Raw genomic sequence first — 16,318 nt, 5'->3', positions numbered from 1 at the left:
CAGCAAGGCCCCTTAGACAGGTGCCCCGTAGCTCATCAGGCGCTCGTAGCGACGCTCCAGCATGCGGTCCGTGTCCATCGCCTCCAGGCGGTCGAGGCTCGCCAGCAGCGACGCCTTGACCCGCTCGGCGGTGGACACCGGGTGGCGATGGGCACCACCCAGGGGCTCGGGGATCAGGGTATCGACCAGCCCCAGCTCCTTGAGACGCTCGGCGGTGATGCCCATCGCCTGGGCGGCGTCGGAGGCCTTCTCGGCGCTCTTCCAGAGGATGGAGGCGCAGCCCTCGGGGGAGATCACCGAGTAGGTGGAGTACTGCAGCATGGCCAGTTCGTCGCAGACGCCGATGGCCAGCGCCCCGCCGGAACCGCCCTCGCCGACCACGGTGGCGACGATCGGCGTGCGAAGTCGCGACATCACCGCCAGGTTGTAGGCGATGGCCTCGGACTGGCCGCGCTCCTCGGCGTCGATGCCGGGATAGGCCCCCGGCGTATCGATAAAGGTCAGTACCGGCATGCGGAAGCGCTCGGCCATCTCCATCAGGCGGCAGGCCTTGCGGTAGCCCTCGGGGCGCGGCATGCCGAAGTTGCGGCGCACCTTCTCGTGGACGTCGCGGCCCTTCTGGTGGCCGATCACCATCACCGGCCGGTCATCCAGGCGCGCCACGCCGCCGACGATGGCGGCGTCGTCGGCGAACTTGCGATCGCCATGCAGCTCGTCGAAGTCGCTGAAGACGTGCACCAGGTAGTCCAGGGTGTAGGGGCGCTGGGGATGGCGCGAGAGCTGCGAGACCTGCCAGGGGCTCAAGTCCTTGAAGATCGACTCGGTGAGCTTGCGGCTCTTCTCCTCGAGCCGGCCGATCTCGTCGCTGAGGTTGACCTGGCTGTCGTTGCCGACCAGCCGCAGCTCCTCGATCTTGGCCTGGAGTTCGGCGATGGGCTGTTCGAAGTCGAGATAGTTCGGATTCATTGGCCGGATGCCTTGTCGTGTTTCACCGCCCTGCCCGTCGAGGCCAGGCGCGGCGCGAAAAGTGAAGTGGCTGGCATTATCGCACCCTCAACGCGCCACGCAAGGCGACACAGCTACTGCTGGCGACTGCTCGGGACTGATCCGGCGGAAGGCCCCGGAACGCCGGACCGTCGAGGAGGCGCTGTGAACCCCTCCCTGGGCGCTACCGACGCCCTGCTTCGCTCTCGCGTCCCGCTTCGCTTGCAGGTCCGGTGCTGGCCATCCTTGACCAGCCCGTTCGGAGGGATCCTTCTCACCCCTGGCGTAGGACCTCCTCTACGGCCTGCCCCCGGGGCCCCTCGCGGACATGCTGAAGGCCACGGCCAGTTTACCGATACTTCAGTCTTACCCCATCCTGTCCCTGCACCTCGCGCAGGCCGGTGAGCAGCTCGTCGCTGGGGGTGACGCGCCACTCCTCGGCGAGCTCCAGCCAGCCCGAGGCCTCGGCATTGCGGTAGCGCAGCCGGACCGGCAGGCCCTCCCCGTCGCAGAAGGGGGCGAGGCTCGCGCGCAGCGAATCCACCAGCCGCCCGTTGAGGCGACCGCCGTCCAGGGAGAGCTCCACCGCCTGGCCGAAGCGGCTGCGCGCCTCGACCATCGGCGTGACCTCCTTGCCGCGCAGACGCAGTCCGCCGGAGTAGTCGTCGCTGGAGACCTCGCCCTCGACGATCATCACCTGGTCGGCCTCGAGACGGCCGCGCAGCCGGTCATAGAGCTCACCGAACAGCGACGCCTCGATGCGCCCGGTGCGGTCGTCCAGGGTGATGAAGGCCATGGTATCGCCGCGCTTGGACTTCATGGTCCGCACGCCGACCACCAGGCCCGCCACCCGCTGGGGCTCCCGGGAGGGCTTGAGGTCGCTGATGCGGGTGGAGACGAAGCGGGCGAGCTCGCCCTCGTACTCGTCGATGGGGTGGCCGGTGAGGTAGAGGCCCAGGGTCTCCTTCTCGCCGGCGAGGCGCTCCTTGTCGCTCCACTCCCGAGCCTGGCGGTAATCGCCGTAGGCATCGGCGGCCGATTCGTCGACGAAGGCCTCGCCGAACATGTCCATCATGCCCAGGTTCTGATTGGTCTGGGTCTGGACCGCCGCCTTCAGGGCATCCTCCAGCGCCGCGCTGAGCACCGCACGGCTCGGCCCCAGGGTGTCCAGGGCGCCGGAGCGGATCAGCGCCTCCAGGGTGCGCTTGTTCATGCGCTTGGGATCGACCCGGCGGCAGAAGTCGAAGAGATCCTCGAAGGGGCCGTCCGCGTCGCGGGCCTCGACGATGGCGCCGATGGGGCCCTCGCCGACCCCGCGGATCGCCCCCAGGCCATAGACGACCCGTGCCTGGTCGTCGACGGTGAACTTGTAGCCGCCGACGTTGACGTCGGGCGGGGTCACCGTGAGCGAGAGGTGACGGCACTCCTCGATCAGCGGCACCACCTTGTCGAGGTTGTCCATCTCGGTGGACATCACCGCCGCCATGAAGGGGCCGGGATAATGCGCCTTCAGCCAGGCGGTCTGGTAGGAGACCAGCGCATAGGCCGCCGAGTGGGACTTGTTGAAGCCGTAGCCGGCGAACTTCTCCACCAGGTCGAAGATGTTGCCGGCGAGGTCCTTGTCGATGCCGTTGGCCGCACAGCCCTCCATGAAGCCGGCGCGCTGCTTGGCCATCTCCTCGGGCTTCTTCTTGCCCATGGCGCGGCGCAGCATGTCGGCCTGGCCCAGCGAGTAGCCCGCCATCACCTGGGCGATCTGCATCACCTGCTCCTGGTAGAGGATGATGCCGTAGGTGGGGGCGAGCACCGACTTGAGCAGCTCGTGCTGGTAGTCCGGGTGGGGGTAGGAGATCTCCGCCCGGCCATGCTTGCGGTTGATGAAGTCGTCGACCATCCCCGACTGCAGGGGGCCGGGGCGAAACAGCGCCACCAGGGCGATCATGTCCTCCAGGGAGTCGGGCAGCAGGCGCTTGATCAGCTCCTTCATGCCACGTGACTCGAGCTGGAAGACCGCCGTGGTCTCGGCCTTCTTGAGCATCTCGAAGGTCGGCACGTCATCCAGCGGGATGGTGTCGATGTCCAGCGGCCCCTGGCCCTCGGTGGCGCGGACCTTGTCGACCATCTCCAGCGCCCAGTCGATGATGGTCAGGGTGCGCAGGCCGAGGAAGTCGAACTTGACCAGCCCCGCCTCCTCGATATCGTTCTTGTCGAACTGCACCACCAGGCCGTTGCCGTCCTCGTCGCAGAGCAGCGGCGAGAAGTCGGTGAGCTTGGTCGGCGCGATCACCACGCCGCCGGCGTGCTTGCCGGTGCCGCGGGTGACGCCCTCGAGCTTCTTGGCCATCTCCCAGATCTCGGCGGCCTCCTCGTCGTTGTCGAGGAACTCCTTGAGCGCCGGCTCGGCCTCGATGGCCTTGGCCAGCGTCATGCCCACCTCGAAGGGGATCAGCTTGGAGAGCTTGTCGCCCAGCGAGTAGGGCTTGCCCTGGGCACGCGCCACGTCGCGCACCACCGCCTTGGCCGCCATGGTGCCGAAGGTGACGATCTGGGACACCGCGTCGCGCCCGTAGCGGTCGGCCACGTAGTCGATCACCCGGTCGCGCTTCTCCATGCAGAAGTCGACGTCGAAGTCGGGCATCGAGACCCGTTCCGGGTTGAGGAAGCGCTCGAACAGCAGGTCGTAGCCGATGGGGTCGAGGTCGGTGATCTTCTGGGCGTAGGCCACCAGCGAGCCCGCACCGGAGCCGCGCCCGGGCCCCACCGGGACGTCGTTGTCCTTGGCCCACTGGATGAAGTCCATCACGATCAGGAAGTAGCCGGGGAAGCCCATCTGGATGATGATGTCGAGCTCGAAGTCGAGCCGCTTGCGGTAGCGGGCGTCGATCTCGGCATACTCCGCCCCGTCGCGCGGATAACGTTCTGCCGGATAGAGGACGTCCAGGCGCTCGGTGAGGCCGTCATGGGAGATCTTGCGGAAGTACTCGTCCTGGGTCATGCCCTCGGGAATCGCGAACTCCGGCAGGAAGATCTCGCCCAGGCGCACCTCCACGTTGCAGCGCGCGGCGATCATCACGCTGTTTTCGAGCGCCTCGGGGATGTCGGCGAACAGCTCGGCCATCTCCGCGGGGCTCTTGAGGTACTGCTCCTCGGTGTAGCGCCGCTCGCGGCGCTTGTCGTCCAGCGCCTTGCCCTCGCCGATGGCCACCCGGGTCTCGTGGGCCCAGAAGTCCTCGCGCGCGAGGAAGCGCACGTCGTTGGTGGCCACCACCGGAATGCCGGTCTCGACGGCCAGGTCCACCGAGAGGTGCACGCACTCCTCTTCCAGCGGCCGGCCGGTACGGGTCAGCTCCAGGTAGAAGCGTCCCGGGAAGGCGGCGCTCCACTCCTCGAGCAGGGCGCGAGCCTCGTCGTGATGGTCGCTCAACAGGTGTCGGCCGACCTCCCCTTCCCGGCCCCCGGACAGGGCGATCAGCCCCGCGCTCTGCTCGAGCACCCAGGCCTTGTCCAGCAGGGCCAGGCCCTGGCGCTGGCCGTGCATCCATCCCCGCGAGATCAGCTCGGTGAGGTTGCGATAGCCCGTCTCGTCCATGGCCAGCAGCGTCAGGCGATAGGGATGCCCCTCGTCATGGGGATTGGCCAGCCAGAGGTCGCTGCCGATGATCGGCTTGAGCCCCGCCCCCTGGGCGCCCTTGTAGAACTTGACCAGGCCGAAGAGGTTGGCCTCGTCGGTCAGCGTCAGGGCCGGCAGGCCCTGGTCAACGGCGGCCTGGACCAGCGGCTTGAGACGCACCAGGCCGTCGACCAGGGAAAACTCGCTGTGGACGCGAAGATGAACGAAGGGCGTGGTCATGATGGGCTCGGGATTGGTGAATCAGAACAGTGCCAGCTGGCGCTTTACCGGACCGAAGGAGCGACGATGGTCGGGCAGCGGCCCCAGGCGCTCCAGGGCGGCCAGGTGTTCGCGGGTCGGGTAGCCCTTGTGGCGGGCGAAACCGTAGTCGGGATACCGGGCATCGAGGGCCACCATGCCCGCGTCGCGGGCGACCTTGGCCAGTATCGAGGCGGCGGCGATGGCCGGATGGCGAGCATCGCCCTTGACCACCGCCTGGCCGGGAACATGATGCCCGGGCAACCGGTTGCCGTCCACCAGCAGGTACTCGGCCGCCGGCACCAGGGCGTCGATGGCACGGCGCATGGCCAGGTGGGTGGCATGGTAGATATTGAGCGCGTCCACCTCGGCGGCCGACGCCTCGGCCACGGCAAAGGCCAGCGCCCGTTCGCGGATCTCGAGCGCCAGGGCCTCGCGACGCCGGGCGGTGAGCGCCTTGGAGTCGGCAAGGCCCGCGATGGACCGTGCCGGGTCGAGGATTACCGCGGCGGCGACCACCGGGCCGACCAGCGGGCCACGCCCCACCTCGTCGACACCGGCCAGGCGGTCTCCCGGATAGTCGATCACCAGCGGCGGCAGCTCGCGGCCCCCCTTCCCACTCGCGCGCGCCTTGACCGTCACGGCGACACCTCGTCGGCCAGCTCCGGGGCCACGCTGGCCGGCAGCGGACGGCCCGCCACCAGGGCCTCGATGGCCTCGGCCGCCCGGCGGCTGGCATCGCGCTGCAGGCCGGCATGCATGGCGGCGAAGCGCGCCTCCAGGGCCGCACGACCCGCGGGATCATCGAGCATGGCGCCTAGTCCCGCGGCGATCGCCTCGGGGTTGGCCGCATCCTGGATCAGCTCCGGCACCAGGGCCTCGCGGGCGATCAGGTTGGGCAGCGAGATCCACTCGGTCTTCACCAGTCGCTTCGCCAGCCAGTGGGTCATGGGCGCCATCCGGTAGGCGACCAGCATCGCACGATGGCAGAGCATCGCCTCCAGGGCCGCGGTGCCCGAGGCGAGCAGCACCGCATCGCTTGCCACCATGGCCTCCCGGGCCCGGCCGTCGACCAGGGTCAGGCGGTCCACCAGGGCGGGGTGCTCGGCCATCAGCGCCTCCAGTTCGGTGCGGCGCTCGGGCGTCGCCGCCGGGACCACCACCCGCAGCCCGGGGCGCGAGGCGCAGAGCCGCTCGACGGCGGCGAGGAAGGTCTCGCCCAGGAAGTGGATCTCGCTGGCCCGGGAACCGGGCAGCACGGCCAGCACCGGGCCGTGGGCGGGCAGGCCCAGCTCGGCACGCGCGGCGGTGCGGTCGTTGTCGAGGGGCAGTTCGTCGGCCAGGGGATGGCCGACGAAGGCCACCGGCACGCGGTGGCGGGCGTAGAAGGCGGCCTCGAAGGGCAGGAAGGTGAGCATGGCGTCGACGGAGCGGGCGATGCCCTTGACCCGCCCCTGCCGCCAGGCCCAGACGGAGGGGCTGACGTAGTGGGCGGTGGTCAGGCCCGCCTCGCGCAGCTGCCGCTCCAGCCCGAGGTTGAAATCCGGGGCATCGATGCCGATGGCGATATCGGGCCGCCAGGCCAGGGCATCGCGCCTGAGTTCACGCCGCACCCGGACCAGCCCGGGCAGGTGCCTGAGCACCTCGACCAGGCCCATCACCGACAGGGTCTCCAGGGGAAAGCGGCTGTCGATGCCCTCGGCGATCATGCGCGGGCCGCCGATGCCACGGAACGCGACCCCCGGATGACACGCCTTCAGCGCACGCATCAGGCCGGCTCCCAGGATGTCGCCGGAGAGCTCGCCGGCGACCAGGTAGACGCGACGGACCGTCATGACGCCGCCATGCTCAGCGGATGATGCCGCGGGTCGAGGCCTCGATGGAGGCGGCGAAGGCCTCGGTCTCGGGCAGCGCGAAGCGCTCCCGGATCTGATCCAGAGCCTGCTCGGTGGTCAACCCCTGGCGATAGACCAGCTTGTAGGCCTCGCCCAGCGCACGGATGGCCTCCCGGGAGAAGCCGCGGCGCTTGAGCCCCACCAGATTGAGCCCGTGGACCTGGGCCGGATTGCCGTTGATCATCACATAGGCCGGGGTGTCCTTGGTGATGATCGAACCGCCACCCGCCATGGCGTGGTCGCCGAAGTGGCAGAACTGATGGATGGCCGAGAGGCCGCCGATAATGACGAAATCGCCCAGATGTACGTGGCCGGCGAGCGTCACCTGGTTGGCCAGGATGCAGTCGTCGCCGATCACGCAATCATGGCCGACGTGCACGTAGGCCATGAAGAGGTTGCGCGAGCCGATGGTGGTCTCGCCGCGATCCTGCGCGGTGCCGCGATGCAGGGTCGCCCCTTCGCGGATGACGTTGTCATCGCGCATCACCAGGCGGGTCGGCTCCCCGGCATACTTCTTGTCCTGGCAGTCCTCGCCGACCGACGCGAACTGGAAGATGCGGGTCCGCGCACCCAGCACGGTGGGGCCCTTGAGCACGACGTGGGGGCCGATATGGCTGCCGGGCCCGATCTCGACATCGGGCCCGATCACCGTGAAGGGCCCGACCTCGACATCGTCGGCCAGGCGCGCCGCGGGATCGATGAGGGCGGTAGGGTGTATCAAGCGACCTTCCTCTCGGCGCAGGTGATGTCGGCCTCGCAGATCAGCTCGCCATCCACCGTGGCGCGGCAGGCGAACTTCCAGATGCCCCGCTTGGTGCGCTCGACCCTGGCCTCCAGCACCAGCTGGTCGCCGGGCATCACCGGGCGCTTGAAGCGCACGTTGTCGCTGGCCACTAGGTAGTAGACGTAGCCGTCGGCGGGCAGCTTGTTGACGGTCTTGAAGCCGAGGATGCCACAGGCCTGGGCCAGCGCCTCGATCACCAGCACCCCGGGCATGATCGGGTGATGCGGGAAGTGGCCGTTGAAGAAGGGTTCATTGATGCTGACATTCTTGTAGGCAACGATGGCTTCGCCCAGGGTGATCTCCGTCACCCGATCCACCAGCAGGAAGGGGTAGCGGTGGGGCAGATACTCACGAATCTCGTTGATGTCCATTACCATCGTAGCAACCTCTGAAATGACAGGATGCCCGTCCCGCGGAAGGGCATGGCCGGCAGCAGGGGCCGGCGCAGACAGGCGGTGGATTATACCGCCCTGCGACACGGCCTCAACCGCTGCGGCCGGCCTTCTCGAGCCGCGCCAGGCGCCGGGCGATGTCGTCGAGCTGCTTGAAGCGCACCGCGTTGCGGCGCCACTGGGCATTGTCCATGGCGCCGGTCCCCGACGAGTAGATCCCGGGCTCGAGGATCGAGTTGGTCACCAGGCTCATGCCGGTGACCTGTACCCCGTCGGCGATGGTCAGGTGGCCGGAGAGCCCCACGCCGCCCCCCAGCATGCAGTGTCGGCCCACCCGGGTGGAACCGGCGATGCCCACGCAGCCGGCCAGGGCACTGTGGTCGCCGATCTGCACGTTGTGGGCGATCTGCACCTGGCTGTCGATCTTGACGTCGTCGCCGATCAGGGTGTCGCCGAGCGCGCCGCGATCGATGCTCGAGCAGCTGCCCACCTCGACGTCGTCGCCCAGCACCACGCCGCCCAGCTGGGCGATCTTGTGCCAGCGCGCCCCGTCGTGGGCGAAACCGAAGCCGTCGCCGCCGATCACGCAGCCGCTGTGCAGGATGGCCCGGGCGCCGATCACCACGCCATGGCAGACGGTGACATTGGCGTGCAGGCGCGACCCGGGACCGATGCGCGAGTCGGCGCCCACCACGCAGCCCGGGCCGATCACCACCTCGTCACCCAGCTCGACCCCCGACTCGATCACCGCCTGGGGGCCGATGGCCACCTCCGCGCCCAGGCGGACGTCGTCGGCGACCACCGCCGTGGGGTGGATACCGGCCGGGGTACGCCCGGCCAGGGGATCGAAGAGCCGCGACAGCTCGGCGTAGCCGAGGTAGGGGTTGTCCATCTCCAGGCGCGCCACCGGGCAGGTCCCGGCATGGCCGGGTGCCAGCAGCACCGCCGCGGCCCGGGTCCCCGGCAGGTCCTTGAGGTAGGCGCGATTGGCGAGGAAGGCCACCTGGTCCGGCTCGGCCTCCCTGAGCGTGGCCAGGCCGCTCACCCGCCGGCCGCCGTCACCCTTCAGGCGGGCTCCCAGGCGCTCGGCGATCTCGGCCAGTGTGAGGGTTCGGGCGTCTTGGTTCATGGGGCCTCGCTGTCGTGGGGCGGCCGGCTCAGTAGAGGGTGTTGAGGATCTCGGTGACTTCCCCGGTCAGGTTCTGCAGCTCCCGTTCGGAATGCAGCACGCCGTTCGGGTCCACGAGCACCTCGACCCCGTGGCGGTCGATGACCTGCTGGACGGCCTGGTCCAGCTTGGGCTCGGCCTGCTGGAGGAACTGCTGCTCGGACTGCTGGCGCGCCTGGCCGATCTCCTGGCGCAGCTGCTCGAAGCGCTGCCCCTTCTGCTGGAACTCCTGCATGGCCGTGCGCCGCTCGGTCTCGGTCATGCTCTCGCCCTGCTGCTGCAGGCGCTGCTGGGTCTGCTGGAGCTCCTGGCCCAGAGACTCGGCCTCCTGCTGCTGACCGGCGAGGCGGTTGCGCAGCTCGTTCATGGAGCGCTGGGCGGCATCGGTCTCCATCAGCGCGGCGCGCCAGTCGAGCACGGCCACCTCGTCGGCCTGGGCCGGCAGGGTCACGGCGGCCAGCAGGCCGAGGCAGAGAGCGGCGGACAGCTTGCGCATGGGGGAGACTCCTCGATAGGGGGCCGGATCAGAAGGTCTGACCCAGCGAGAACTGGAAGAACTGGGTGTCGTCACCGTCCTCGTCGTTGAGCGGCTCGGCGACGCTGAAGGTCAGCGGCCCCACCGGGGTCAACCAGGAGAGGCCGACCCCCGCGCTGTAGCGCAGCTCGCCCAGGTCGACGCCGGAGTCGCATGTCGAGGTGAATCCCTCAGGCACGTCGTAGCAGTCGGTCAGGAAGGTATTGCCGGCATCCAGGAACAGCGAGGCCTGCAGCGAGCGCTGGTCCTCGACGAAGGGCACCGGGAAGAGCACCTCGGCGCTGCCCTCCACCAGGACGTTGCCGCCCAGGGTGCGGTCGTCGCCACCGTTGCGCTCGGTGGTGGCCGGCCCCAGGGTGTTGCCGGTGAAGCCGCGGACCGAGCCCAGGCCGCCGGAGAAGAAGTTCTCGTAGAACGGATAGGGGTCGTCGCCGCCGACGGTGTCCGCATAGCCCAGCTCGCCGCTGAACTTCAGGCCCCAGGTCTGCTCCTCGTTGAAGGGGAAGATCTGGCGGGCCTGGGCGCGCAGCTTGTAGTACTCGGCGTCGCTGCCCGGCACCGCGCTCTCCAGCGACAGGCGCTGGTAGTTGCCGGCGGTGGGCATGATGCCGCGATTGAGGTTGTTGCGGGTCCAGCTGGCGGTGAGCTTCAGGCTCTGGGCATCGCTGCCCTGGTCATTTTCATACTGGATGATCTCGGCCGGCGTATCGCGATAGGTCTTGAGCGACAGGTCCTCGAGAGCAGCCCCGAAGTTCAGGCGAGTCAGCTCGTTGATCGGGTAGCCGAAGTTGATGCCCCCACCGAAGGCGTCGGTGGAGTAGGTCGAGATGTCGGAGTCCTCGTAGTCGGTCTCGCGGTAGTAGAGGTTATAGCCGCGGGAGATGCCGTCGAGGGTCCAGTACGGGTCGGTGAAACCGAAGTTGAGGCTGGTGAAGGTGTCGCTGCGCTGGGCACCGAGGTTGACCCGGTTGCCGGTGCCGAGAAAGTTGTTCTGGGACAGCGAGGCACCGTAGATCACCCCGGCGCTCTGGGAGAAGCCGATGCTCGCCGAGATCGAGCCGGAGGGCTGCTCCTCCACGGTGTAGGTGACGTCGAGCTTGTCGGGCTCGCCGGCCACCGGTCGCGTCTCCACGTCGACCTGCTTGAAGAAGCCCAGGCGCTCCAGGCGCTGGCGCGACTGGCTGATCGACTCGGTGGAGGCCGGCGCCCCCTCCATCTGGACCATCTCGCGCCGCAGCACCTCGTCCTGGGTGGTGGTGTTGCCGGCGAACTCGATGCGCCGCACGTAAGCCCGGCGGCCGGGCTCGACGCGGAAGGTCAGGTCCACGGTGTCGCCGCTGGTGGCGACCTCGGGAATGCCGTCCACGTTGGCGAAGGCGAAGCCCTCGGCACCCAGCCGCGAGCGCAGGGCCTCCGAGGAGGCGGTGACGTCGCTGCGAGAGAAGATCTCGCCGCTCTCCACGTCCAGCAGCTCACGGGCCTCGCGCTCGGGGATCCGCAGATCGCCGGCGAAGCGGATGTCGCCCAGCCGGTACTGCCGCCCCTCGTCGATGTTCACGGTAACGAAGATCCGCGACTTGTCGGGGCTGATCGAGACCTGGGAGGACTCGATGTTGAAGTTCACGTAGCCGCGGTCCAGGTAGAAGGAGCGCAGCCGTTCCAGGTCACCGGCCAGGGCCTCGCGGGAGTACTCGTCGCTGGAGAACCAGCCGAAGAAGAACCCCGGCTTGTCCTCGAGCTCGAAGACCTCGCGCAGCTCCTCATCGTCGAAGTCACGATTGCCGACGATGTTGATCTGGCGGATCTTGGCCACCGCCCCCTCGTCGATGTCGATGTTGACCTGGACCTGGCCCTCACTGACCTCCTCGACGGAGGTCTCGATCCGGGCGCTGTAGCGCCCTTGGGACTGGTAGACCCCCTCGAGTTCGCGCTGGATCTCCTCGAGGGTGGAGAGCTGCAGCACCTGCCCCTCCTCCAGCCCGGCCTGCTTGAGGCCGTCGCGCAGGTCCTCATCGGGGATCTGGTCGTTGCCCTCGATATCGAGGCGCGCGATGGTCGGGCGCTCCACCACCTGGATGATCAGCACGTCCCCCTCGCGGGCCAGGCTGACGTCCTCGAACAGGCCGGTGGCGAAGAGCTCGCGGGCCGCCTCGGCCAGCTCGCGCTCGTCGACCCGGTCGCGGGCGCTGACAGGAAAGGCATTGAACACCGAGGCGGGGGAAACCCGCTGCAGCCCCTCTACCCTTATGTCGGAAACGTCGAAAGGTTCCGCCTGTGCCGCCTGGGCACCTACGAGCAGCAGCGCCGCCAGTCCGATGGTCTTGATTTTCATGCAGTCGATTCGCTCGCGTTGATCTGCCGTCCTGTCCAGACAGGCACCTTATACATTTGTACTGGCCACTGACAAGCCGGCGCCCGGCTACCAGAGCCGCATCAGGTCGAAATAGAGCGCCATCAGCATCAGGGTGCCGACCAGCGCCAGGCCGATGCGCAGGCCCACGGCCTGGGCCTGCTCGGACACCGGGCGACCGCGCACCACCTCGAGCAGGTAATAGAGCAGGTGGCCGCCGTCGAGCACCGGGATCGGCAGCAGGTTGAGCACCCCCAGGCTGATCGAGAGGTAGGCCAGGAAGCTGACGAAGCTCTCCAGGCCCGCCCGCGCCGAGTCGCCGGAGATCCGGGCGATGGTGATGGGGCCGGAGAGGTTGGACGGCGAGATCAGCCCCACCACCATCTTGCGAATGGCCCCCAGGGTCAGCACCGTCATCTCGCCGGTACGCGCCAGCGACTGGCCCACGGCGGCCACCGGGCCGTAACGGATCTCGCGACGGTACTCGTCGGGCCAGCTGACGGCCTCGACACCGGCGCCGATGTAGCCGATGGCCACGCCCTCCTCCAGCTCGTTGCGGCCGGGCGTGACGGTGATCGAGAGGCGCTCATCGTCGCGCAGCACCTCGAGGTCGAGGGGCTCACCCGGACTGGCGCGGACCCGGTCGACGAAGGCCATCCAGTCCGTCACCGGGTCGCCGTCCACCGCCACGACCTCGTCGCCTACCTGCAGGCCGGCCTCGGCGGCCGCCTCGCCCTCGACCAGCTGACCCAGCACCGCCGGGATCTCGGGCTGCCAGGGGGTCAGCCCCAGGCTCGGCAGCGGCCGCGGGGGATCCTGGCGTACCAGCCACTCCTCCACCGGCAGGCGATAGGTCCGTGGGTCGGCGGTGGCCTCGTCCCGGGCCTGCACCTCGAGCTCGCCGCTCTCGCCGATGGCCGCGACCAGCTTGAGGTTGATCTCGTCCCAGGAGCGCACCGCCTCGCCCCGTACCGCGGTAATTTCCTGGCCCGCCTCGAGGCCGCCACGGCTGGCCGGGGAATCCGGCGTCACGCTGCCGATCACCGGCGCCACCGTGGTGGTGCCGGCCACGAACAGCGCCCAGTAGGCGACGATGGCCAGCAGGAAGTTGGCCAGGGGGCCGGCCGCGACGACGGCGATGCGCTGCCAGACCGTCTTGTTGTTGAAGGCCTGTTGCCGCTCGGCGGGGTCGACGGGCCCCTCGCGCTCGTCGAGCATCTTTACGTAGCCGCCCAGCGGGATGGCGGCCACCACGAACTCGGTGCCGTGACGATCGCGGCGCGACCACAGCGGCTTTCCGAAGCCCACCGAGAAGCGCAGCACCTTCACGCCGCAGCGCCGGGCCACCCAGAAGTGGCCGAACTCGTGGAAGGTGATCAAGAGGCCGAGCACCACGATCACGGCCAGCACGTTCTGGATCAGGCCCAAGGCAATCTCCTTGCAGTCAACAGCGTCGAGGCGCGCGCATCATTGCCGCGCCAGCCAGGCGTGTGCCGCCCGCCGGGCGATAACATCGGCCTCGAGGATGGTCTCGAGGTCCCCCGCCGGCACGACCGGGCGCTCATCACGCACCCGGGCCACCAGCTCTGCGATATCGGTGAAGCCGAGGCGGCCGGCCAGGAAGGCCTCCACCGCCACCTCGTTGGCGGCATTGAGCACCGCCGGTGCCGTGCCGCCTGCGGCCATGGCCTCCCGGGCCAGGCGCAGGCAGGGAAAGGCCGTCTCGTCGGCGGGCTCGAAGTCGAGCCGCGCGACCTGGAAGAGGTCCAGCGCCTCCACCCCGGCGTCGATGCGCTCGGGCCAGGCAAGGCCGTAGGCGATGGGGGTCCGCATGTCCGGGTTGCCCAGCTGGGCAATCACCGAGCCGTCGCTGTAGGCCGCCATGGAGTGGATCACGCTCTGGGGGTGCACCACCACCTGGACCTGGTCGGGACGGGCCTCGAAGAGCCAGCACGCCTCGATCAGCTCGAGTCCCTTGTTCATCAGGGTGGCGCTGTCCACCGAGATCTTGCGCCCCATGGACCAGTTGGGGTGGGCACAGGCCTGGTCCGGGGTCACGCGGGCCAGGTCATCCCGCGACCAGCCACGGAAGGGACCGCCCGAGGCGGTCAGCAGCAGTTGCCTCACCCCATGGCGCCCCAGGCCACCGCGGTGCTCGACGGGTAGACACTGGAAGATGGCATTATGTTCGGAATCGATGGGCAGGAGGGTGGCGCCATGGCGCGTGACGGCGTCCATGAACAGCGCCCCGGACATCACCAGGGCCTCCTTGTTGGCCAGCAGGACCCGCTTGCCGGCCTTCACCGCGGCCAGCGTCGGCAGCAGGCCGGCGGCGCCGACGATGGCCGACATCACGGTATCCACCTCGCGGGCCTCGGCCACCTCGACCAGCGCCTCGCGGCCGGCCCGCACCTCGGTGGTGGCGAGCCCCGCCTCGGCCAGTTGCCCGCGCAGCCAGGCGGCATCCTCCTCGGCGTCGAGCACGGCCACCGCCGGCCGGTGGCGCCGGCACTGGGCCAGCAGCGCCTCCCGTGAGCGGTGGGCGGTCAGGGCATGCACCCGGTAGCGTTCCGGATGACGGCCGAGCACGTCCAGGGTACTGGAGCCGATGGAGCCGGTGGCGCCCAGCACGGTCACGCGACGCGGTGTCACAGCAGCCCCCCGTGCAGCAGGGCGAACAGCGGCACCGCCGCGGTCAGGCTGTCGACCCGGTCGAGCACCCCACCGTGACCCGGCAGCAGCCGGCTGGAGTCCTTGATCCCGCGATGGCGCTTGAGCATGCTCTCGAGCAGGTCGCCCAGCACCGAGGCCAGGGTCACCACCGCCGTCGCCAGCAGCAACAGCAGGCCACCGGCGACGCCGAGGCCCTGCCAGGCGGCGAAGCCGACCGCCAGCAGCGAAGTGGAGGCCAGGCCCCCGGCCACGCCCTCCCAGGTCTTGCCGGGGCTGACGCTGGGGGCCAGCTTGTGTCGGCCGAGGGCCCGACCGACGAAGTAGGCGCCGATGTCGGCGCCCCACACCAGCAGCAGCACGAAGAGCAGCCAGACGACACCGCCCTCGCGCAGCACGCTGAAGCCCACCCAGGTCGGCAGCAGCACCCAGAGCCCCATGGCCAGGCGCATGCCGGTCGACTGCCACTGCGCGAGACGCGCGGGGTAGCCGGTCACCCAGTAGAGGTTGACCAGCCAGCCCAGCGCGCCGAGCCACAGCGGCCAGGTCGACAGCACGACGCCGGTCGCCCAGCAGAGCGCCATCAGCACGGCGAGGCCCGCCACCGGGAGCAGGCGACGGCCCGGCGAGGTGATGCCGGCGAGGTTGGCCCATTCCCAGGCGGCGAGCAGCACGATGGCGGCGGTGAACAGCCGGAACCCCTCGCCCTCTAGGCCGAACAGCCCGAACAGGGCCAGGGGAATCAGCCAGGCCGCGGTGAGGATCCGTTGTCTAAGCACCCTGTGCCTCGACCTGTTCGTCGGTCATGCCGAAGCGCCGCTGACGCCCCTGGAAGTCGGCCAGTGCACGGTCGAAGGCGGCGCCATCGAAGTCGGGCCACAACACGGGAGTGAAATGGAGCTCGGCATAGGCCATCTGCCAGAGCAGGAAGTTGGAGATGCGCTGCTCGCCGCTGGTGCGGATGCACAGATCCACCGGCGCATCGCCGGACAGGCTCACCTCCTCGTCGAGGGCTTGCTCGTCGACCTCCTCGGGATCGAGCTCGCCGGCGGCGACCCGCTCGGCCAGGCGACGGGCGGCACCGGCGATATCCCAGCGCCCCCCGTAATTGGCCGCGATCACCAGGTGCAGGCCGGTATTGTCCCGCGTCAGCGCCTCGGCGCCGGCGATGTGTTTCTGGATCGAGGAGGAGAAGCCGCTGCGGTCACCGATCACCGACAGGCGGATGCCGTGCCGGTGAAGCTTCTTGACCTCGCGCTTGAGCGCCATGAGGAAGAGCTCCATCAGGGCATTGACCTCGCTGGCGGGCCGCTTCCAGTTCTCGCTGGAGAAGGCGAACAGCGTGAGGGTCTCGATGCCGCGCTCGGCGGCGCGGCGGATGACGGCGCGTACCGCCTCGACGCCGGCATGGTGGCCACGCACGCCGGACATGCCACGCGCCCTCGCCCAGCGGTTGTTGCCGTCCATGATGATGGCCACGTGGCGCGGCAGGGGGGCCTCGCCGGCGGTGGGCCCGTCGTCGGGGGTGACCCCGGAGCGGGGAGACTGCGGTGACGTCATGATGTCTCGCATGGCGGGTAAGAGCATGAAGGCCGTCGAACCGCGGACGCCTTGCCCGCGGTTCGCCGAGGGGCGATCCGTCGCCGGCGGCGCCGTTCGCCGGTGCCGCCCG

At 69.3% G+C, this 16,318-nt stretch carries 13 protein-coding genes; all 13 read right to left on the bottom strand.

The features are described 5' to 3' along the window. Positions 1-12: 12 nt before the first annotated feature. Positions 13-966: an acetyl-CoA carboxylase carboxyl transferase subunit alpha gene (gene accA, locus QLQ86_RS02555; RefSeq protein ID WP_282815815.1), complete on the bottom strand. Its 954-nt coding sequence runs from the start codon at positions 964-966 to the stop codon at positions 13-15. A 367-nt stretch (positions 967-1,333) separates the two neighbouring features. Next, on the bottom strand, positions 1,334-4,834 hold the full coding sequence (gene dnaE, locus QLQ86_RS02550; protein ID WP_282734180.1) for a DNA polymerase III subunit alpha: 3,501 nt from the start codon (positions 4,832-4,834) through the stop codon (positions 1,334-1,336). A gap of 21 nt (positions 4,835-4,855) precedes the next feature. After that, entirely contained in the window at positions 4,856-5,494 is a 639-nt protein-coding gene (rnhB, locus tag QLQ86_RS02545) for a ribonuclease HII (RefSeq protein WP_282815814.1), read from the bottom strand. Further along, positions 5,491-6,687: a lipid-A-disaccharide synthase gene (lpxB, locus tag QLQ86_RS02540; RefSeq protein ID WP_282815813.1), complete on the bottom strand. Its 1,197-nt coding sequence runs from the start codon at positions 6,685-6,687 to the stop codon at positions 5,491-5,493. The genes rnhB and lpxB overlap by 4 nt, the downstream gene beginning before the upstream one ends. A gap of 13 nt (positions 6,688-6,700) precedes the next feature. After that, a complete protein-coding gene (gene lpxA / locus QLQ86_RS02535; RefSeq protein ID WP_282815812.1) occupies positions 6,701-7,468 on the bottom strand; it encodes an acyl-ACP--UDP-N-acetylglucosamine O-acyltransferase in 768 nt (255 codons plus the stop codon). Continuing rightward, positions 7,465-7,908, bottom strand: coding sequence for a 3-hydroxyacyl-ACP dehydratase FabZ (gene fabZ / locus QLQ86_RS02530; protein WP_282734176.1), 444 nt, complete (start codon positions 7,906-7,908; stop codon positions 7,465-7,467). The genes lpxA and fabZ overlap by 4 nt, the downstream gene beginning before the upstream one ends. A 106-nt stretch (positions 7,909-8,014) precedes the next feature. After that, the gene (lpxD, locus tag QLQ86_RS02525; protein WP_282815811.1) at positions 8,015-9,052 is read right to left on the bottom strand and encodes a UDP-3-O-(3-hydroxymyristoyl)glucosamine N-acyltransferase; all 1,038 of its coding nucleotides are present in this window, start codon (positions 9,050-9,052) and stop codon (positions 8,015-8,017) included. Positions 9,053-9,080: 28 nt separating this feature from the next. Further along, positions 9,081-9,587 (bottom strand): OmpH family outer membrane protein, encoded by a 507-nt coding sequence (locus QLQ86_RS02520; protein ID WP_282815810.1) that lies wholly within the window; start codon positions 9,585-9,587, stop codon positions 9,081-9,083. 28 nt (positions 9,588-9,615) lie between these two features. Beyond that, positions 9,616-11,958, bottom strand: coding sequence for an outer membrane protein assembly factor BamA (gene bamA, locus QLQ86_RS02515; protein WP_282734173.1), 2,343 nt, complete (start codon positions 11,956-11,958; stop codon positions 9,616-9,618). 87 nt (positions 11,959-12,045) lie between these two features. Continuing rightward, positions 12,046-13,404, bottom strand: a complete 1,359-nt coding sequence (gene rseP / locus QLQ86_RS02510) for a sigma E protease regulator RseP (RefSeq protein ID WP_282734172.1) — start codon at positions 13,402-13,404, stop codon at positions 12,046-12,048. A gap of 39 nt (positions 13,405-13,443) precedes the next feature. Further along, positions 13,444-14,628, bottom strand: coding sequence for a 1-deoxy-D-xylulose-5-phosphate reductoisomerase (gene ispC, locus QLQ86_RS02505; RefSeq protein WP_282734171.1), 1,185 nt, complete (start codon positions 14,626-14,628; stop codon positions 13,444-13,446). Further along, positions 14,625-15,425 carry a phosphatidate cytidylyltransferase gene (locus QLQ86_RS02500; RefSeq protein ID WP_282734170.1) on the bottom strand — a complete coding sequence of 267 codons (801 nt, stop codon included), beginning with the start codon at positions 15,423-15,425 and terminating at the stop codon, positions 14,625-14,627. Before QLQ86_RS02500 ends, ispC begins: the two co-directional genes overlap by 4 nt. Further along, entirely contained in the window at positions 15,418-16,206 is a 789-nt protein-coding gene (gene uppS, locus QLQ86_RS02495; RefSeq protein WP_282734169.1) for a polyprenyl diphosphate synthase, read from the bottom strand. The genes QLQ86_RS02500 and uppS overlap by 8 nt, the downstream gene beginning before the upstream one ends. Positions 16,207-16,318 lie beyond the last annotated feature (112 nt).

The organism is Halomonas rhizosphaerae (assembly GCF_030012485.1).
GTDB lineage: Bacteria > Pseudomonadota > Gammaproteobacteria > Pseudomonadales > Halomonadaceae > Halomonas > Halomonas rhizosphaerae.
The sequence above is the reverse complement of the archived record's forward strand: the minus strand, read 5'-3'. Positions and strand labels throughout refer to the sequence as shown.

Bases quoted from the DNA above. Each gene is read 5' to 3' on its own strand.
- accA (WP_282815815.1), bottom strand. From the start codon at position 966: ATGAATCCGAACTATCTCGACTTCGAACAGCCCATCGCCGAACTCCAG.
- dnaE (WP_282734180.1), bottom strand. From the start codon at position 4,834: ATGACCACGCCCTTCGTTCATCTTCGCGTCCACAGCGAGTTTTCCCTG.
- lpxB (WP_282815813.1), bottom strand. From the start codon at position 6,687: ATGACGGTCCGTCGCGTCTACCTGGTCGCCGGCGAGCTCTCCGGCGAC.
- fabZ (WP_282734176.1), bottom strand. From the start codon at position 7,908: ATGGTAATGGACATCAACGAGATTCGTGAGTATCTGCCCCACCGCTAC.
- lpxD (WP_282815811.1), bottom strand. From the start codon at position 9,052: ATGAACCAAGACGCCCGAACCCTCACACTGGCCGAGATCGCCGAGCGC.
- QLQ86_RS02520 (WP_282815810.1), bottom strand. From the start codon at position 9,587: ATGCGCAAGCTGTCCGCCGCTCTCTGCCTCGGCCTGCTGGCCGCCGTG.
- bamA (WP_282734173.1), bottom strand. From the start codon at position 11,958: ATGAAAATCAAGACCATCGGACTGGCGGCGCTGCTGCTCGTAGGTGCC.
- uppS (WP_282734169.1), bottom strand. From the start codon at position 16,206: ATGACGTCACCGCAGTCTCCCCGCTCCGGGGTCACCCCCGACGACGGG.